The sequence below is a fragment of the Phyllobacterium pellucidum genome, from assembly GCF_013327855.1.
GTDB lineage: Bacteria > Pseudomonadota > Alphaproteobacteria > Rhizobiales > Rhizobiaceae > Phyllobacterium > Phyllobacterium pellucidum.
Genome location: NZ_JABUMX010000003.1, coordinates 88573 through 105598, shown reverse-complemented (window position 1 = coordinate 105598; position 17026 = coordinate 88573). Strand labels below are relative to the sequence as shown.

19 protein-coding genes and 1 tRNA gene are annotated in these 17026 nt (G+C 59.7%); 10 read left to right on the top strand and 10 right to left on the bottom strand.

Features of this window, described 5'->3' with window-relative positions; genetic code table 11:
* Window positions 1-96: 96 nt before the first annotated feature.
* The 3 genes from HQ945_RS13785 to HQ945_RS13775 are packed head-to-tail and all read left to right on the top strand — an operon-like array spanning window position 97 to window position 1896.
* A complete protein-coding gene (locus HQ945_RS13785; RefSeq protein ID WP_174208186.1) occupies window positions 97-498 on the top strand; it encodes a GlcG/HbpS family heme-binding protein in 402 nt (133 codons plus the stop codon).
* A 45-nt stretch (window positions 499-543) separates the two neighbouring features.
* Window positions 544-1347, top strand: a complete 804-nt coding sequence (locus tag HQ945_RS13780) for an SDR family oxidoreductase (RefSeq protein ID WP_174208185.1) — start codon at window positions 544-546, stop codon at window positions 1345-1347.
* A 54-nt stretch (window positions 1348-1401) separates the two neighbouring features.
* Complete coding sequence (locus tag HQ945_RS13775) at window positions 1402-1896, top strand: nuclear transport factor 2 family protein (protein WP_027231297.1); 495 nt, start codon at window positions 1402-1404, stop codon at window positions 1894-1896.
* A gap of 88 nt (window positions 1897-1984) precedes the next feature.
* Here HQ945_RS13775 and HQ945_RS13770 read toward each other — a convergent pair.
* Window positions 1985-2061 (bottom strand) — tRNA-Arg (locus HQ945_RS13770).
* Window positions 2062-2137: 76 nt separating this feature from the next.
* Window positions 2138-3307: a M20 aminoacylase family protein gene (locus HQ945_RS13765; protein ID WP_113282099.1), complete on the bottom strand. Its 1170-nt coding sequence runs from the start codon at window positions 3305-3307 to the stop codon at window positions 2138-2140.
* A gap of 169 nt (window positions 3308-3476) precedes the next feature.
* Here HQ945_RS13765 and HQ945_RS13760 point away from each other — a divergent pair, with 169 nt between their 5' ends.
* Together HQ945_RS13760 and HQ945_RS13755 are read left to right on the top strand one after the other, a co-directional pair.
* Window positions 3477-4589: a D-alanyl-D-alanine carboxypeptidase family protein gene (locus HQ945_RS13760; RefSeq protein ID WP_027231299.1), complete on the top strand. Its 1113-nt coding sequence runs from the start codon at window positions 3477-3479 to the stop codon at window positions 4587-4589.
* 5 nt (window positions 4590-4594) lie between these two features.
* A complete protein-coding gene (locus tag HQ945_RS13755) occupies window positions 4595-5746 on the top strand; it encodes a GTP-binding protein (protein ID WP_113282106.1) in 1152 nt (383 codons plus the stop codon).
* Here HQ945_RS13755 and HQ945_RS22890 read toward each other — a convergent pair.
* From HQ945_RS22890 to HQ945_RS13740, 4 genes are all read right to left on the bottom strand, one after another.
* Complete coding sequence (locus HQ945_RS22890) at window positions 5739-5972, bottom strand: sulfurtransferase TusA family protein (protein ID WP_027231301.1); 234 nt, start codon at window positions 5970-5972, stop codon at window positions 5739-5741. The two genes, HQ945_RS13755 and HQ945_RS22890, sit on opposite strands and share 8 nt — an antisense overlap.
* A 4-nt stretch (window positions 5973-5976) precedes the next feature.
* On the bottom strand, window positions 5977-7236 hold the full coding sequence (locus HQ945_RS22885; RefSeq protein ID WP_246272684.1) for a L,D-transpeptidase family protein: 1260 nt from the start codon (window positions 7234-7236) through the stop codon (window positions 5977-5979).
* A 292-nt stretch (window positions 7237-7528) separates the two neighbouring features.
* On the bottom strand, window positions 7529-7804 hold the full coding sequence (locus tag HQ945_RS13745) for an HU family DNA-binding protein (RefSeq protein ID WP_027231303.1): 276 nt from the start codon (window positions 7802-7804) through the stop codon (window positions 7529-7531).
* Window positions 7805-8008: 204 nt separating this feature from the next.
* Window positions 8009-8950 carry a LysR family transcriptional regulator gene (locus HQ945_RS13740; protein WP_036813690.1) on the bottom strand — a complete coding sequence of 314 codons (942 nt, stop codon included), beginning with the start codon at window positions 8948-8950 and terminating at the stop codon, window positions 8009-8011.
* 165 nt (window positions 8951-9115) lie between these two features.
* On the opposite strand from HQ945_RS13740, the gene HQ945_RS13735 reads away from it, so the two are divergent.
* On the top strand, window positions 9116-10069 hold the full coding sequence (locus HQ945_RS13735) for a ring-cleaving dioxygenase (protein ID WP_113282105.1): 954 nt from the start codon (window positions 9116-9118) through the stop codon (window positions 10067-10069).
* 19 nt (window positions 10070-10088) lie between these two features.
* On the opposite strand, the gene HQ945_RS13730 is transcribed toward HQ945_RS13735, so the two are convergent.
* From HQ945_RS13730 to HQ945_RS13720, 3 genes are all read right to left on the bottom strand, one after another.
* Window positions 10089-11654 (bottom strand): VOC family protein, encoded by a 1566-nt coding sequence (locus tag HQ945_RS13730; RefSeq protein ID WP_113282098.1) that lies wholly within the window; start codon window positions 11652-11654, stop codon window positions 10089-10091.
* A 206-nt stretch (window positions 11655-11860) separates the two neighbouring features.
* Entirely contained in the window at window positions 11861-12010 is a 150-nt protein-coding gene (locus HQ945_RS13725; protein WP_081815820.1) for a DUF1127 domain-containing protein, read from the bottom strand.
* A 148-nt stretch (window positions 12011-12158) separates the two neighbouring features.
* On the bottom strand, window positions 12159-12632 hold the full coding sequence (locus HQ945_RS13720) for a low affinity iron permease family protein (RefSeq protein WP_027231306.1): 474 nt from the start codon (window positions 12630-12632) through the stop codon (window positions 12159-12161).
* A 222-nt stretch (window positions 12633-12854) separates the two neighbouring features.
* Here HQ945_RS13720 and HQ945_RS13715 point away from each other — a divergent pair, with 222 nt between their 5' ends.
* A complete protein-coding gene (locus tag HQ945_RS13715) occupies window positions 12855-13253 on the top strand; it encodes a hypothetical protein (protein WP_139202517.1) in 399 nt (132 codons plus the stop codon).
* A gap of 81 nt (window positions 13254-13334) precedes the next feature.
* Here the strand turns inward: HQ945_RS13715 and HQ945_RS13710 are convergent, their stop codons facing one another.
* A complete protein-coding gene (locus HQ945_RS13710) occupies window positions 13335-14228 on the bottom strand; it encodes a LysR family transcriptional regulator (RefSeq protein ID WP_113282097.1) in 894 nt (297 codons plus the stop codon).
* Window positions 14229-14343: 115 nt separating this feature from the next.
* On the opposite strand from HQ945_RS13710, the gene HQ945_RS13705 reads away from it, so the two are divergent.
* The 3 genes from HQ945_RS13705 to HQ945_RS13695 all read left to right on the top strand — a co-directional run bounded on the left by HQ945_RS13705 (window position 14344) and on the right by HQ945_RS13695 (window position 16974).
* Window positions 14344-14757, top strand: coding sequence for a (R)-mandelonitrile lyase (locus tag HQ945_RS13705; RefSeq protein WP_027231309.1), 414 nt, complete (start codon window positions 14344-14346; stop codon window positions 14755-14757).
* A 51-nt stretch (window positions 14758-14808) separates the two neighbouring features.
* The gene (locus tag HQ945_RS13700) at window positions 14809-15789 is read left to right on the top strand and encodes an aldo/keto reductase (protein ID WP_113282096.1); all 981 of its coding nucleotides are present in this window, start codon (window positions 14809-14811) and stop codon (window positions 15787-15789) included.
* Window positions 15790-15957: 168 nt separating this feature from the next.
* Window positions 15958-16974 carry a zinc-dependent alcohol dehydrogenase family protein gene (locus HQ945_RS13695; protein WP_113282095.1) on the top strand — a complete coding sequence of 339 codons (1017 nt, stop codon included), beginning with the start codon at window positions 15958-15960 and terminating at the stop codon, window positions 16972-16974.
* Window positions 16975-17026: the final 52 nt, after the last annotated feature.

The following is a 17026-nucleotide window of genomic DNA, read 5'->3' as shown; positions in this document are numbered from 1 at the left end:
TCAGCACTCGAGTACACAAGAAAGCACGCACGTACCTCGCAGGACGAGCGATGCTGAATATTATTCCTCGCGCAGTTGGCGTCGAGGGGAATAGCCATGCAGATCTCGGTTCATCAGGCGCGTTCGATCATTGCGGCCGGGGAAGCCCGTGCCCAGGCCATCGGGGTTGCGGTCAATATTGCGGTGCTTGACGCAGGCGCGCAACTCAAAGCTTTCAGCCGCATGGATGGAGCATTGCTCGGGTCCATAGATATCGCTCTGGGCAAGGCCAAGACGGCCGCCCTCTTCCAGATGGCAACGGAGACCGTTGGTGAGTTCTGCAAGCCGGGAGGCGGATCGCCAGGGCTTGAGCAGACCAATGGCGTTCTCGTGGTATTTGGCGGTGGCCTGCCTCTGACGGCGCCCGACGGAACTTTCCTCGGGGCGGTAGGCGTGTCGGGAGGGGCCGTAGCACAGGACATGGACGTCGCCCAGGCGGCCGTTTCAGGCCTCGACTGACGCTCTCAAAACTCACATCAACTAGGCCAACAAGAGGAGAATGGAATGTCCAGGACGATCCTTATCACCGGTGCTGGGTCGGGCTTCGGTAAAGCTGCTGCGATCGGGATGGCCAAAAACGGTCATAACATCATCGCCACAGCACACGTATCTTCGCAAGTCACGCCGTTGCGGGAGGAAGCCGCTGCGCTCGGCCTCAACAACTTCCGTGTCGAACGTCTGGATCTCGACGATCCGTACGACATCAAACAGGCCATTGGATGGGAATTCGATGTCTTGTGGAACAATGCCGGCATGGGCGAGGCCGGTCCCGTCTGGGAAATCCCGATCGACCTTGTTCGCCGTAACTTCGAGGTCAATGTCATCTTGCCCCTTCAGCTTACGCAGGGCGTTGTCCAGAAATGGGTGAGGCAGGGCAAGAAAGGCAAGGTCGTCTTCACATCGTCAATGGGCGGGCTTTTTACCCCGGCCAACTGGGGCACGTATGTTTCGACCAAGCATGCTCTGGAATCGATCGCTGAGGCGTTGCAGCAGGAACTCAGCGCCTATGGGATCAAGATTCAGACGATCAACCCCGGCGCTTACTACACCGGTTATAATGAAACCATGGCCGATAACCCGTTCCGTTGGCTGGACGATTCCACAAATTTCACCAAGCGCGCTGACCTGCGCAAGGGGTTCGACGACTTCTTCGCAACGCCCGAGGGTAAAATGGACCCGCAGGAGATGATCGATCGCATGATCGAGGTCGTGCCCGCCGACACCGGCAAATTCCGCAATGTGGTGCCGAAAGCGATCGAAAATATGTTGAAGGAACACCAACTGGCGGCCTGGGAAAACCAAATCTAGGCGGTCCGGCCCGTGCACGACTGCGACTGATTATTACCAGTGGAGGAGATAGCCATGGCAGGATTTGGCACATTGTTGGCAGTAGCGGTCTCAGGCTTCGCCGTGGCCGCGCTGGCTCCATTGGCGCACGCACGGGCAGACACGGCAGATGCGAACAAGGCGATCATCCAGCGCGCGTTCGATGCGTGGGCCGCGGGAACAGGCGGCCCATACGATTTGCTGGCCGATGATGCGACGTGGACCATTACCGGCAATTCACTTGCTTCCAAGACCTATCCGAGCCGCGAAGCCTTCATGAGTGAAGTGATCCGGCCATTCAACGCGCGCATGAGCGCCGGCCTGAAGCCGTCAATTCGCAATATCTATGCAGAAGGTAACACGGTCGTCGTTTTCTTCGATGCGAGCGGCACTGCGCGCGACGGCAAGCCCTATGCAAATACCTATGCCTGGTTCCTCGATCTGAAAGACGGCAAGATCGGCAAGGCGCACGCTTTCTTTGACAGCATCGCCTTCAACGATTTCTGGACAAGGGTCGAGCCAGTTCCTTGAGTCTCGCCGCGAACCGGAAGTCTGCTCGCATAAGGCTATTTGCCGCACGATGCGACGAGGCAAACATATTAACTTGGGCATCGGTAATTGGTGATCCCGACTGGATTCGAACCAGTGGCCTACAGATTAGGAATCTGTCGCTCTATCCTACTGAGCTACGGGACCATGACTTGAGACATACTGTTTTTCGCCGCGCGCGCCAAGCCTGAAGATGCGAGGAAATTGCGTTGCCAAAGCCGCCTCAGGGCGAGGCGGGGAGGGCGCTTTCCGCGAGCGTTACCCAATAGCTGATTCCGTGTGGAATGGCGGCGTCGTTGAAGTCATAGGCCGGATTGTGCAGCGATGCGCTGTCGCCGTTGCCGATGAAGATGAAGGCGCCGGGGCGAGCTTCCAGCATGTAGGAAAAGTCCTCGCCGGCCATCATCGGCGCAACGTCTTCGTTGACCGCGTGATTGCCGGCGACCATACGGGCGGTTTGCGCGGCAAAGCTTGTCTCGCGGTCATGATTGAACGTCACCGGATAGTTGCGGGCATAGTGAACGCTGGCGCTTGCTCCAAGCGCGCCGGCAACGCCTTCGGCGACCTCGGTAAGGCGTTTTTCGGCAAAATCGCGCATTTCGGCGCGCAGCGTGCGGACCGTGCCGGCAAGCTCGGCGCGCTGGGGGATGATGTTGTGCGCATCACCCGCATGAAACTTAGTCACTGACAGCACAACGGAATCGAGCGGGTCAGTGCCGCGCGAGACGATGGTCTGCAAGGCGTTGACGAGCTGCGCGCCGATGACCACAGGATCGATGGTTCGGTGCGGCTGCGCCGCGTGCCCGCCGCGGCCTTCGATGGTGATGTTGAACTCGTCCGTCGCCGCCATGATCGGCCCCTTGCGGATGGCAAACTCGCCCACGGCGAGCCCCGGAATATTGTGCATGCCATAGACTTCCGAAATGCTGAAGCGCTCCATCATGCCTTCCTTGACCATTTCGCGCCCGCCACCACCGCCTTCCTCCGCCGGCTGGAAAATGACTGCGACCGTGCCCTTGAAATTGCGTGTTTCGGCAAGATATTGCGCAGCGCCGAGCAGCATCGCGGTGTGGCCGTCATGGCCGCAGGCATGCATCTTGCCGATGTTTTGCGAGGCCCATGGCTTGCCGGTGATCTCGGTGAGCGGCAGCGCGTCCATGTCCGAGCGCAGGCCGATCGTGGGTCCATGGCCATGACGCCCCTTGATGATGCCGACGACGCCGGTACGGCCGATGCCGGTTTCCACCGTGTCGCAGCCGAATTCTTGCAGTTTCGCGGCGACGAAGGCGGCCGTCTCGTGCACGTCGAACATCAGTTCCGGGTTCTCGTGCAGCTTGCGACGCCACGCTGAAACCTCGTCCTGCATCTCGATGGCACGGTTGAGCAAGGGCATTCGTTAGCGACTCCAAATTCGCGTCTGACATTTTCGTGCACAGCATAAAGGCGCTTTGCCTTTTGCCTGCCACATAAGATAGATAAGGCCATTGCCGCCCGGCGTGAAGCGCGGCTTAATGCCTTATGCCCTCCCGGTTGCTTTTAAAAGGACAGGTCGGATCTCAGGAATGCGCAAAACTGTAGTCTCTTTTCTATCGGGTTGTTTGCTTGCGGCCATGGCCGGTACCACAGCATTTGCCGGCGCAAACATTACCGTGGACGCCAATACCGGTGAAATCCTGTCGCAGGAGGATGCGTTCCAGCGCTGGTATCCGGCCTCGCTCACCAAGCTGATGACGACCTATGTGGCATTCCGCATGATCGAATCCGGGCAGGTGACGCTCGACACGCCAATCCGCATCTCCGCAAATGCCGTCAAGGAACCGCCAAGCCGATCCGGCTACAAGGCGGGTACGGAAATGACCTTGGACAATGCGCTGAAGATCATGCTGGTGCGCTCGACCAATGATGTCGCCATGGCCATCGGCGAGACACTCGGCGGTTCGGAAGAGAAGTTTGCCGCGCTGATGAATGAGGAGGCAAAGCGCCTTGGCATGTATGGCACGCACTTCGTCAATCCGAACGGCCTGCATTCGGACGATCACTACTCGACGGCCCGCGATCTCGCGGTCCTGACGCTGCATTTGCGCCGCGAATATCCGCAATATGCCCATTATTTCGATATCGAGGCGATCGACTACGGCGCCAAGAAATCACAGGCCAACTACAATGCGCTGATCGGGCGCTTCCAGGGTGCCGACGGCATGAAGACGGGTTTCGTATGCCCCTCCGGCTATAATCTCATCGGTTCGGCGACACGCAACGGTCGGACGATTGTCACGGTGGTTCTTGGCGAAATGACCATTACCTCGCGGGTCACCAAGGCGGCCGATCTCCTCGGCAAGGCATTCGAAGGCAAGGGCAGCGGCCAGACACTCGATACGCTGGCGCCCTATGGCGGACCCACCCGGGATGTCGCGGTGAACATGCGTCCGACCGTCTGCTCGAAACAGGCAAATGCCTCCGACAGCTGGGACGGCAAGGATGCCGAGGGCCACCTGGTCCAGGGCTCGGTCTACCTCGCGCGGCTCGACCATGAGCCGAAGTCGGAACCGATCGTCGTCCTGCCGCCCAAGGTTAACTCCGAAGGCATGCCGCTGAGCAGCATACCCTTGCCGACGCCGCGGCCAGATCGGCCTTCGATGACGGATGCCAGCAATGTGCTGAAGGCCGTCAATTGATGGCCATCAACGCGCCCATCCCGGTTTCGGTCCTAACGGGCTTTCTCGGCTCCGGCAAGACAACGCTGCTCAACCGGCTCCTCAAGGATCCGGCATTGGCCGATACGGCCGTGATCATCAATGAATTCGGCGATGTCGGCATCGATCACCTCCTCGTAGAAAGCGCCAGCGACGGCGTCATCGAGCTTGCCGATGGTTGCCTTTGCTGCACCGTGCGCGGCGAACTGGTCGATACGCTTGCGGGCCTGATCGACCGTTTGCAGACCGGGCGGCTGGAGCGTCTGCGGCGCGTCATTATCGAGACGACGGGCCTCGCCGATCCTGCACCCGTTCTCCACACCATCATGGGCCATCCGGTCCTGCTGCAGGCCTTTCGCGTCGACGGCGTGATCACGACGGTAGACGCGGTCAACGGCATGGCGACGCTCGATGCCCATGAAGAGGCGGTCAAGCAGGCCGCCGTCGCCGACAGGATCGTCATCACCAAGACGGACCTGCCCGAAGCAGCAGCAGGTCTCGCGGCGTTGCGCACGCGCCTCGCGGCGCTCAATCCCGGTGCTGAACTGATCGATGTCGGCGATGAGCGCACCGGCTATGCGGCGCTGTTCGAATGCGGCATCTATAATGCGGAGACCAAGACGGTGGACGTGCAGCGCTGGCTGAAAGCGGAGGCCTACAGGGACCGCGAAGGCGAGCGCCATGGCCTCGACGGTGATCACCACCATCATCATAGCCATGGGAACGGTCACGATCATCACCACCATGACGTCAACCGCCATGATGCCTCGATCCGTTCTTTTTCCCTGAGGCACGACCGTCCGGTGCCGCTGTCGAGCTTCGACATGTTCCTCGATCTGTTGCGCTCCGCCCATGGCGAGAAGCTGCTGCGGGTCAAGGGCATCGTGCAGCTTGCTGATGATCCGGACCGTCCGCTCGTGATCCATGGCGTGCAACAGATTTTCCACCCGCCGGCGCGGCTTGCTGCCTGGCCCGATGGCGCGCGCGAGACCCGTCTGGTGATGATCGTGAAGGACTTGCCCGAAAGCTATGTCCGGCAGCTTTTCAGCGCGTTCCTGAACCAGCCGCAAATCGATACGCCGGATAGTGCGGCGCTCATCGACAATCCGCTCGCAATCTCAGGCATGAAGTTCAGATAGGGTCGCCACGCTCGATATGGAAGCGGTGGCCGCCGACGATGCTGATTGTTTCGATCAGCTGATGGCCCTCGGTCTGGCAGAAGTTCGGCATGTCGATCACGGCGAGCGGATCGCTGGTTTCGACCCACAGACGGCTCCCGGCGGGCATGTCGAGGAGCTTTCGGCGCGTCTTCATCACCGGCAGGGGACAGTTCAGACCGCGCAGGTCATAGATTTCGTCAGGCACGTCCCTAGTTACCGATAATTTTCCACCAGGCCTTCTTGGCAGGTGCTGCCGCAGGCTGTTCGACAGGCGCGGCTGCCGGGGCGGTATCGATTGCACCGGTGGTCTGCGGGGTGGCCTGCGCCGAGACGGCAGGTGCTGGCGCATTGGAGGCGACCGACATCGAGCCGGAGGGCAGTTGAACCTTCGACATGCGCGTGCGCTTGGCGGCCTCGCGCTCTTCCTTGGCCTTGTCGGCAGCGACGGCGGATGCGAGGCGTACCATGACCTGCGGCTTCGAAGCCTTGTCCTTGTCCTGCGGCGAGAGCGACGGCGGGTCCATCGTAACGCGTTCCCCGCGGGCGCGACGAGAACTCCAGTCAGCGATGATCTTTGCTTCAGCGATGCCCTGGATCGAGCGTGCAGGCGGCTGAACCCGGCCCTTGCTTACCATCGACGAAAACGCCGAATCGTAGGTGCTCTGGTAGGACTGATAGGCCATCTTCAGCGAATCGGGCTGATCGGACGGTGGGCAGGCGCTCGTTGCGGCGATAGGAGCGTTCGGATCGCTGGTGTGATTGAAGACATATTTCTTCTCACAGACATCAACCTTTGGCGGCACCTTGGTGATTTCGAAATGGTCATAGCCTTCCTTCAGGTTTTTCCAGAAGGCATAGTTCGGATCATCCTTGTAGCGCGCCATATTGGCTGCGGTCATGCGGAAGGGGAAGGCCTCGAGCTGGATCGAGTCCTGGCCGCCCTTGAAGGCGTCGCGGGCAAAGGCGTAAATCTGGGCGACCTGCGCGTCGGTCATCGAATAGCAACCCGACGACGAGCACGAGCCATGCACCATCAAATTCGCGCCGGTGCGTCCAAGGGAGCGATCGAGCGCGTTGGGAAAGCCGGTGTTGAAGGAGAGATAGTAACTCGATTTCGGGTTCATCTGCGCCGGCCGCACCGCGTAGAAGCCTTCAGGCGCCTGACGATCGCCTTCGATGAATTTCGGCCCGAGCTTTCCCGACCATTTGCAGATCTGGTAGCTTGTAACCATGTCGTAGCGGCCATTGTCCTTGCGCTTCCAGACCTCAAGGACATTCTCTTCCTTGAAAATGCGGAACATGACAGGCGCGGTCAGGCTGATGCCTTTCGACTTCATGCTCTCGATCATTTTCGCAGGCAGCTGCGTCGACGCGCCGTTCGGGACAATGTCCTCGACGGACGATCCCTGGCACGCCGCAAGAAATGCGGTGAGCGCGAGGGGCACAAGGATTCGTGTCGATAGTTTCATCGCAAGCTGTTTCAGTTTGTTGTCAGTGTCATTGCCTGGACCCAAATCACGCGGATCCTTACCCACAGCACATGCATGCATCGGTTATGGTTGATAAAGCCTTACCGCAACTATGCAAATTGCTCAATCATGCAATCGTGATCTGCGACCAAGACAGGGCGGATTTATGGCAAACGCTTGGCGGTTGGCAAGGAGAGCGCATCTATGGTGAACGAAAAGTTACTCAAGGCTGCCACAAATGAAAAAGGCGGCACAACCGCGCCGCCCTTTTTGAAGTCGATCGTGAACGGGATTAGCCGTTCAGCGCGTCCTTCAATGCCTTTGCAGGCTGGAACGCGACTTTCTTCGAAGCTGCGATTTTGATCGTAGCGCCAGTTGCAGGGTTACGGCCTTCGCGAGCAGCGCGCGACTGAACCTTGAACTTGCCGAAGCCCGGCAGCGATACTTCATCGCCAGCTACGACGGAATCGGTGATACCCTTAAGAACGCTGTCAACAATCGCCTTGGACTGAACTTTTGTAAGACCCTGATCAGCAACCAGCTTCTCTACAAGATCGGAGGTATTCATGTTGGCGGTTTCCTCAGTAAATTCGTTGATCGGAGGGGTCTGTATGGCATGCGATTCCCGCCCTGTCATCAGCAATAGCGCCCAAAATGCTGGTTTATACCCAGTGTTTACAGGGTTTTTTGCGAAACCGGCTACGAAAGGCGGGCAAGGCCGCCGAGGCGGCGGAAAAACCCCGAGAGGTGATTCGCGCAAGCCAAGGCTAATTCAAGCGGGCTCCTGGCGTAGAACATCGGTCATCTGCCATATAGGCGGATCACCGATATGGCGCACCAGATGATCGACGAAGGCGCGGACCTTCGCCGAGACATGACGGGTCGGCGGGTAGACGGCATGGATCCTGTAAGGGAGGGGCTTTGCCTGTGGCAGCACCGGAATGAGCGTGCCGGCACGCAGCGCTTCGGCCGCAATGAACATCGGCAGCAGGACGAGACCAAGCCCGGCAATCGCCATATCGCGCATCGCCTCACCATTATTCGCAACGATACGCCCATGCATGGCCACGGAAATCGGATCTGATGGTTGGCCGGGGTTTTCGAATTGCCAGAGCTGGCTGGTATTTACATTGGAATAGTCGATGCAGGCGAAATTGCCGAGATCGTCCAGGGATTTCGGCAACCCGTTGGCTGCCGCAAAATCCGGACTGCAGCAGATGACGCGCGAATCGGTGCAGAGCTTGCGGGCAATAAGGCTCGAATCCTTCAAGATGCCGATGCGAATACCGACGTCAAAACCACCGCGACCGAGATCGACCATGCGATCGTCGAATTCCACCGCCACTTCAAGTTCGGGGTACTGGCGGGCGAAATCGGCGATCATGCGCCCGAGATAGAGCGTGCCGAAGGTCATGGGCGCCGCGATGCGCAGCGTCCCCCGGATGGCGCTGTGCCGCTCACCGACCCGATCGGCTGCATCGATCAGTTCTCGCACCAGCGGCCGCACACGCTCGACAAAATCCAGGGCACTTCCGGATGCGACAAGCTTGCGCGGCGAGCGCTGGAACAACTCGATGCCAAGAGCCCCTTCAAGTTCGGTGATACGTTTGCTGACGACGGATTTCGACAGGTTGAGGCGAGCGGCGGTCGCAGTGATGCTGCCCGTTTCCATTACGTCGAGAAAGGTGAGAAGATCGTCGAAACGCCATTTCATGGTTGCAATTTATCGGACAGTCGGCTGCGAGGGAAGCCGATTTGATTGCTTTTGTTCGATACAGGCGAACATGGGTTGCGCAGATTGGCTCTTTATCAGGTGAGGGCAACGACAGATATTCAGCCCAACGGCAAACGGGCCGCAATTATCATCCAGGAGGCTTCAATGACCTTGCAACTTACAGGCATTCATCACCTGACTGCCATTACCGCAAATGCACCTGAAAACCTGCGCTTCTATACGCAGACGCTCGGCCTTCGCCTCGTCAAGAAGACCGTCAACCAGGACGACACCAGCGCTTACCACCTGTTCTACGCCGACGGCGAGGCAACGCCTGGCTCCGATCTCACATTCTTCGATTGGCCTGTCGGGCCGGAACGGCGCGGCACGCACAGCATCGCACGCACCGGCTTGCGTGTCGGCAGCAAGGAAAGCCTTTCCTGGTGGAAGGAGCGTTTTGACAAACTCGGCGTCAGGGCCGGCGAGATCGCTGTCGTGGGCGGCTATGATTCACTCGATTTCGAGGATGGCGAAGGCCAACGTTTCCGCCTTGTCAATGATGGCGGCGCCACTCCGTCGCATCCATGGGAGAAGAGCCCGGTTCCGGCCGAACACCAGATACGCGGCCTCGGGCCGATTACGCTGAGCGTGCCTGACATCACCAATACCGAGGCGATTCTCTTGCATGTGATGAACATGCGCAAGGTTAGCGACTATGCATCGCCGGACGGCGTAGGGCATGTCCACGTCTTTGCCATGGGCGAGGGCGGTCCTGCCGCCGAACTCCATGTCGCTGTACAGCCGGATCTTGCCGTCGCCCGGCAGGGTGCGGGCGCGGTTCACCATGTCGCGTTCCGCGTTCCCGACGTGGCAGCGCTGCATGAATGGACCGAACGGCTGAAGGGCTTCCGCATGCCGTCAAGCGGCGAGGTCGAACGCTATTACTTCCGCTCGCTCTACTTCCGCGAGCCCAACGGTATCCTGTTCGAGATCGCTACGGACACGCCGGGCTTTGCAGTGGACGAACCGATGGAAACGCTCGGCGAGAGCCTGTCCTTGCCGCCCTTCCTCGAACCGAAACGCGCATCGATCGAAGCGGGCCTCAAGCCTCTCGTATAAACTTCAAAAACGGGGCAGATCAGTTCTGCCCCGTTTCCGTTTCCACCAGCCATTGGCGGATCACCTCGATGTCATGATCGCCGGTTTCATGCCCGGCCGGCACGCTCAATGAAGTCACATCGGCCCCGGCCTGCCGAAGTTCCGCCTCCAGTGCCGGCGCATGGGCGCCGAAGAGATCATGGTCGCCGGTGACGAACAGGATGCGCGCATCCGAAAGGTCGGATTGCGGGGTTTCATCGAGCACTTTCGTTGCCCGCAGGAGTATTGCGTTGCGCACGAGATGGGGACGCAGCTGCATCATCGCCGCAAGCAGATTTCCACCATTCGAGTAGCCGATGAACACCGTGCTGGTAAGGTCCAGCCCATAGGCTTCGACCGCGCCCTCGATAAAGGCAGCGAAGGCATCCGCCTCGAAGCCTATGTCCTTCTGGTCGAAGGTGAGCGGCGCAAACCGGCGGAACCAACGCGCGCTACCTTCTTCGGTGCTGCGGCCGCGCACGCCCATCAGCGTTGCGCGCGGTGCCGCCAATGCTGCGAGCGGCATGAGGCTCGCCTCATTGCCGCCCGTTCCGTGCAGGAGCACAAGAGTGGGTCCGCCGGCTTCTTCCGGCGTATAGACGCGGTGCACAAAGGGTAGCTCGCGATAGATGAACCGCCACTCGTTCGGCATGCTGAACTGCGGCAGCATCACTTTGAGGTTCTGCGCTTCTTTCGCAAAGTGCGGCGGAATGAACAGTGTCGAGCCGAGCTCGTTCTTCGCTTCGTCGATCAACATGCCCGGACCGTCGGTCGCGAGTTCCAACAGCGAGCCGCCCGGTTCGCGCACATAGATCGAAGAGAAATATTTGCGGTCGTGCATGGCGGTGGCATCGGCGCCGCTTGCAACGAGACGATCGAATATGGCTGTCACTTCGGGAATGCCTGGGGAACGAAAGGCGATATGGTCGATCGTGCCGGTGCCGGGCGCCGAACTCCAGAAACCGGAAGCATCGCGGACATCGACGCAGTCGCCACTTTCTGCCACCATTCGCGTGATCGTTTCGCTTTCACCCATCGCCGCATAGCCGAAATAATCTTCCAGAAAGGCACGGGTGGCTCGTGGCTGCTCGGTGAGGATGGTCGCGCCGCGGATTCGGCGTATCGCGTCAGGCGAGGGTATCCCGTCCATGGCCCAGGCATCGCAGGCAGCGACAGCATCGGTGCCGACGAACTTGACGATAACGCCATCGGGATCCTTGAGCCGCAGCACGGGTTCGCCGAACTCTTGCGCCGGACCGGAGGTCGGTATGTTGAACTGGAGGGCCCGGGTCAGCCAGAAGCCGATGCTTTCCGGTGCTATGGCAAGCGCGATTTCGCTAGGCTGCCCATAGCCGACGCGGCCGGGCGAGCCGTCTTCCCAGACGAGGAAGGTGATAAGCGAGCCGGGTGTTCCGGTCGCATCGCCATACAGCAGATGCAACTGGGTCGCGTCTTCGAACCCGCCGGTCTGTTTGACCAGCCGCAGCCCAAGGAAGCCGACATAAAAGTCGACATTTGCCTGAACCTTGCGGGTAATTAGCGTGATGTGGTGAATTCCGCCCGTCATGTTCGCCTCCTCATGGTCGGCAGAGCGTTACAGGGAAACCGTCGAGCGAACAATCTGGGGATGGAGATGCTGAGGCACAAAAAACAACACCCACCGCGGGAGGAGCGGTGGGTGCTATTTGTAAAGACCGGCTGGGAGGAGGAGTGCCGGTCTTTATACGTCCGAAGCTTGGGAGGAGGAGTGCTCCGGACGCAAGTCGTAATCTATTAGCGAGCCGAAGCTGCGCGCTTGGCAACGAAGGCGATATCGCCGCGGGAGATGCCAAGGTCGTTCAGTTCGCGGGCAGAAAGGCGGCTCAGTTCCGTGACGGTGTCACGATAGCGGCGCCAGTTATTGTAAGAGCGGATCAAGTTCATTTCACTCACCTATGTAACTTCTTGTTTGTTGGATCATTTTCCGATCGTTGACGGTGATATAGGCAAGGCGGTGAGGAACTTGGAGTGACAGTTTTGCATAGCTGCAATGCAACAAATCATAGGTTGCATTGCACAATAAAAAGGAACGTCAGCGCGCCGCTGCGGCAGACCGGGAGGTACGGGCGCGACCAGTTGCGGGCTTGGCTGCGGTCTTGCCTTGCGAGCGCTTTTGGGCCTCGGTTTTCTTGAGTTCCTCGAGCTCCTTGTCGGCCTTTTTGGCTGCAGCTTCGCATTGGCGGCGGAATTTTTCGACTTCGTCTTCGGTCAAGTGCTCGATGCCGATAAAGGCATTTTTCGCCTCGGTGACCCGGACGAGTTCGTCAAGCTTCGCCTGAATGGCGATGCCGTCCCGGTTTTGGGTGTTCTGAATGAGGAACACCATCAAGAAGGTTATAATCGTCGTACCTGTATTGATAATGAGCTGCCACGTATCGGAAAAGCCGAATATAGGGCCGCTGATCCCCCAGACGACCACCACGACGCAGCAAAGAATGAATGTTACCGGCTTGCCGGCGGCAAACGCGACCTTATTCGCGATGGTGTTGAATAACTTCCCGAACATGGCCGTGCCTCCGTTGCGAGCCGGCATCGAGCGCCGGCTATCCATAACAGCGGCTGGTAAAATTTGTTCCACGGACCTGGGGCAGCGAGGCGGCGCATTGCCGATGCGCCGCAACGCAAGGCAATCTTTTAGTGTATTTTGCCGATGGCAGGGCCTGTGCAGCACTTTTCCATTAACGGAAAGCTGCTAGCATGGCTGCATTCTCGCTTGAATGAGTCGAACATGAAGATACGATTGTTCATTCTTGCATTCTCAGCCTGTGTTGCTTGCGCCGGCAGCGGACTGGCCGACAGCCAATCCTACCTGGTCAAATTTCGCCTTGGCATGCGCTCGACGACCATGTCGGGCGATATTCGCGGGCCTGAAACCACCACCTATATTATCGAGGCCAAGCCCGGCCAGGAAATGTCGATCGCATTCAGGTCCGATAATGAGAGCTGCACGTTCAACGTCTACGATCCCGAAAGCGATGGCGCGGTGGTCGAAGCCAGGGCTATCGGCGACGGATACATAGGCAAGTTGCCGCCGTCCGGCCAGTATCAGGTCAAGGTCGCCTTCATGAACGAGGCGCAGCCTGTCGCCGCGTGCCGCTACAGCATCACTTTCGACATTTCAGGGTAAACGCGCTCCTCCTCGCATACGCCGTTGACCTGGAGGCAAGTCGGCGCACGTTCCGGGGAGTTGCCATTCCGATACTCTTTATCAAGGCTTGAACCTGAGCGCGTCCAGAAGCAGCTGGAAAGCCGGCGATGATTGCCTGCGCGAGGGGTAGTAGAGATGGTAGCCCGTGAATGACGCGCACCGTTGGGGCAGTACGCGCTGCAGCCGTCCATAGGCGATATGGGTGGCCGCCATGTCTTCTGGAATGAAGGCTAGTCCGTGCCCGGCCAGGGCAGCCGTCAATATCGGCAGGCTGCTGTTAAATGCAAGCTGCCCGCCCACCCGGACATTCAGCGGCTCCCCGTCGCGCTCGAACTCCCAGGCGTAAAAGCCGCCATATGTCGCCAGTCTCAGGTTGATGCAACGGTGCCGGGTGAGGTCGTGCGGTGATTTAGGCACGCCATGCTCCCGGAAATAATCGGGCACCGCCACCACCGCCATGCGCCAGTCGGGGCCGATTCGGACTGCTATCATATCGGCGGCTACTTCCTGCCCCAGCCGGACACCGGCGTCGTACCGCCCCGCCACGATGTCGGTATAGCCGTTGTCGATATCGACTTCGACCTTGATGGCGGGGTAGTGGCGCAGAAAGCGGTCGAGCTTCGGCCACAGGATGGAGCGGACGGCATGCTCGCCCGCATTAATGCGCAGCGTGCCCGTCGGCCTGTCGCGCGTGGCCATCAGCGTTTCGACCGCACGGTCGATATCATCGAAGTGATGGCCTATTTCATGCAGCAAACGCTCGCCCGCGTCGGTAAGGGCCACGCTTCTCGTGGTCCGGGCCAGCAGGCGCACATCAAGCACTGTCTCGAGACGGCGAATGGTGTGGCTGAGGGCCGACGGCGACAGGCCGAGTTGCGCCGCCGCCCGCGTAAAGCTGCCTTCGCGGGCAACTGCCCTGAACGCGATAAGGTCGTTCAAATCAGGCTTTTGCATTACTGAATCTCATTCATAAGGACATGCAGATAATATCATCTAGTTGAAAAATACTGTGAGGACTATTTTGGCTGTGAAGCGTTGGGACCACCTTCCCCCGGCGCAAGGAGTCATCATGGAAATCATCCGCGCCGGAACGCAGCCCTCTGCCAAAGGACCTAGCGACTGGTTCACGGGCACGGTGCGCGTGGACCCGCTCTTCGCTGTCGCAGACCCCTCAAGGGCTGCAGCCAATGCCGTAACGTTCGAGCCCGGCGCCCGCACCGCGTGGCACACCCATCCACTCGGCCAGATGCTGATCGTCACCGCCGGATACGGGCGTGTCCAGCGCGAAGGCGGGCCGATCGAAGACATCCGCCCTGGCGATGTCGTGCGCTTCGCCCCCGGCGAAAAGCACTGGCACGGCGCGGCCCCCGATACTGCGATGACCCACATCGCTGTTCAGGAATCTCTGGATGGCAAGGCCGTCGACTGGCTGCAACACGTTACCGACGAGGAATACGGCGCGGGCAAGGGCGCGCCGCAATGAGCAAGGTCATTGTGTTCAGTGGCTCAGACAACAAGCAAGAAGGATAGAAACATGCAAAAGCGGATTTTGGGAAAAAGCGGCCTTGAGGTTTCGGCGATCGGTCTTGGCTGCATGGGCATCAGCCAGTCATACGGTCCGCCGCTGGCCTTACCTGATGCCATTGCACTGATCCGCGGAGCCTTTGAGCGCGGCATCACCTTCTTCGACACGGCTGAAGTCTACGGCCCCTACAAAAACGAAGACGTTGTAGGGGAAGCGTTGGTCCCCATCCGCGATCAGGTCGTCCTCGCTACGAAGTTCGGTTTCGACATTGCCGGGGGCGGTGCGATGAACAGCCAGCCCCAGCACATTCGCGCGGCCGTCGAAGGATCGCTCAAGCGCCTGAGAACCGACCGCATTGACCTGCTCTATCAGCACCGCGTCGATCCCAATGTGCCCATGGAGGACGTCGCCGGAACGGTCAAGGAACTGATCGCGGAAGGCAAGGTTCTTCATTTTGGTCTGTCGGAAGCGGGTGTCAAAAACATCCGCCGCGCGCATGCCGTTCTGCCGGTTGCGGCGCTGCAGAGCGAGTATTCACTGTGGTGGCGTGAGCCCGAGGATCAGATACTTCCGGTTCTGGAAGAGCTGGGCATTGGCTTTGTGCCTTTCAGCCCCCTCGGCAAGGGCTTCCTGACCGGCACTGTTGCCAAGGACACGACATTCGGGAACGACGATTTCCGCAGCACGGTGCCGCGTTTTGCACCTGACAATCTTGCGGCAAATCACGCCTTTGCCGAGGCGTTTGCCTCCATCGCCCGCGAAAAGAAGGTGACGCCAGCCCAGCTCGCGCTTGCCTGGGTGCTTTCGCAAGCGCCCTGGATCGTGCCCATTCCAGGCACGACAAAGCTGACCCGTGTTGAGGAGAATCTCGGCGCTGCCGCTATTAAGCTTTCCCCCGCCGAGCTTGCTGCCATCGATGACGCGCTTTCCGGTATCGCGATCACCGGCGAACGCTATTCACCCCAGAACCAGGCGCGGATAGATCGATGACGCACGCGCCACGCAAGCAATTTAAAGGCGGGGTGTGTCGATGGCCCCCCGCCGTGAAAGTCCGCGGGCCAGCCGTGTTTAGGCAAGTCACCTGCTTTAGAGGCTTTCGCCTGACATTCGCATGGTGATGGAGTACCCTCAGAACAAGAGTAGACGAAAGGACACGTCATGTTTGGAACGATGCTCTACGGCCCTGGCGACGTTCGCTTCGAGGAACGGCCCGAGCCCAAAATCGAAAAGCCCACCGACGCCGTCATCAAGTTGTCGGCCAGCTGCGTCTGCGGTTCGGACCTGTGGCCCTATCGCGGTGCCAACGAGGTGACGGCGCCGCTGGCGATGGGCCATGAATACTGCGGCGTGGTGGTAGAGGTCGGTAGCGATGTGAAGACCGTCAGGCCTGGCCAGTTTGTCGTCGGCTCGTTCGTAATCTCCGACAATACCTGCCCGCACTGCCGGTTCGGCTTTCAGTCGTCCTGCGAGCAGCGCGAGTTCATGATTGGTGCGCAGTCCCCCTATGCCCGCGTCCCGCTTGCCGATGGCACACTCGTCGCCACTGAGTCGCAGCCGGAGGAAGACCTGATCCCAAGCCTGCTTGCGGTTTCGGATGTGCTCGGAACCGGCTGGTACGCCGCGGATGCGGCGCGCGTGCAGCCGGGATCGACGGTGGTGGTCGTCGGCGACGGTGCTGTCGGATTGATGGGCGTGCTGGCCGCAAAGCAGATGGAAGCCGGTCGCATCATCATCATGAGCCGCCACAAGACGCGCCAGGACCTCGCCCTCGAATATGGCGCGACCGACATAGTTTCGGAGCGCGGCGAGGAAGGTATTGCGCGGATCAAGCAGCTAACCAAAAAGGTTGGCGCCGACTCCGTCCTTGAATGCGTCGGCACGCAGGAGTCGATGAACCAGGCGCTGCAGGTGGCGCGTCCCGGCTCGATGATCGGCTATGTCGGTGTGCCGCACGGCGTGCAGTTTGATGGTCAGTCGTTGTTCTTCGCGCAGGTTGGGATGCTCGGAGGCCCGGCCCCGGTCCGCCGCTTCCTGCCGCACCTGATGGACCTCGTGCTTACCCGCAAGATCAATCCCGGCAAGGTGTTTGACTTGACGCTTCCCCTTGCCGATGTCGCGGAAGGCTACAAGGCCATGGACGAACGCCGGGCAATCAAGACGATGCTCCGCGTCTGACCTTGCCATCGTTATCTTCGAGGCTCGCCGGCACTGTTGTAATCAGAAGCTG

What these genes read in the sequence shown, in the direction of transcription:
- HQ945_RS13785 (WP_174208186.1), top strand. Translation starts at nt 97, where the DNA reads ATGCAGATCTCGGTTCATCAGGCGCGTTCGATCATTGCGGCCGGGGAA.
- HQ945_RS13735 (WP_113282105.1), top strand. Translation starts at nt 9,116, where the DNA reads ATGACCTTGCAACTTACAGGCATTCATCACCTGACTGCCATTACCGCA.
- HQ945_RS13765 (WP_113282099.1), bottom strand. Translation starts at nt 3,307, where the DNA reads ATGCCCTTGCTCAACCGTGCCATCGAGATGCAGGACGAGGTTTCAGCG.
- HQ945_RS13780 (WP_174208185.1), top strand. Translation starts at nt 544, where the DNA reads ATGTCCAGGACGATCCTTATCACCGGTGCTGGGTCGGGCTTCGGTAAA.
- HQ945_RS13760 (WP_027231299.1), top strand. Translation starts at nt 3,477, where the DNA reads ATGCGCAAAACTGTAGTCTCTTTTCTATCGGGTTGTTTGCTTGCGGCC.
- HQ945_RS13725 (WP_081815820.1), bottom strand. Translation starts at nt 12,010, where the DNA reads ATGAACTTGATCCGCTCTTACAATAACTGGCGCCGCTATCGTGACACC.
- HQ945_RS13720 (WP_027231306.1), bottom strand. Translation starts at nt 12,632, where the DNA reads ATGTTCGGGAAGTTATTCAACACCATCGCGAATAAGGTCGCGTTTGCC.
- HQ945_RS13730 (WP_113282098.1), bottom strand. Translation starts at nt 11,654, where the DNA reads ATGACGGGCGGAATTCACCACATCACGCTAATTACCCGCAAGGTTCAG.
- HQ945_RS13700 (WP_113282096.1), top strand. Translation starts at nt 14,809, where the DNA reads ATGCAAAAGCGGATTTTGGGAAAAAGCGGCCTTGAGGTTTCGGCGATC.
- HQ945_RS13710 (WP_113282097.1), bottom strand. Translation starts at nt 14,228, where the DNA reads ATGCAAAAGCCTGATTTGAACGACCTTATCGCGTTCAGGGCAGTTGCC.
- HQ945_RS13740 (WP_036813690.1), bottom strand. Translation starts at nt 8,950, where the DNA reads ATGAAATGGCGTTTCGACGATCTTCTCACCTTTCTCGACGTAATGGAA.
- HQ945_RS13745 (WP_027231303.1), bottom strand. Translation starts at nt 7,804, where the DNA reads ATGAATACCTCCGATCTTGTAGAGAAGCTGGTTGCTGATCAGGGTCTT.
- HQ945_RS13695 (WP_113282095.1), top strand. Translation starts at nt 15,958, where the DNA reads ATGTTTGGAACGATGCTCTACGGCCCTGGCGACGTTCGCTTCGAGGAA.
- HQ945_RS22885 (WP_246272684.1), bottom strand. Translation starts at nt 7,236, where the DNA reads ATGAAACTATCGACACGAATCCTTGTGCCCCTCGCGCTCACCGCATTT.
- HQ945_RS13715 (WP_139202517.1), top strand. Translation starts at nt 12,855, where the DNA reads ATGAAGATACGATTGTTCATTCTTGCATTCTCAGCCTGTGTTGCTTGC.
- HQ945_RS13705 (WP_027231309.1), top strand. Translation starts at nt 14,344, where the DNA reads ATGGAAATCATCCGCGCCGGAACGCAGCCCTCTGCCAAAGGACCTAGC.
- HQ945_RS13775 (WP_027231297.1), top strand. Translation starts at nt 1,402, where the DNA reads ATGGCAGGATTTGGCACATTGTTGGCAGTAGCGGTCTCAGGCTTCGCC.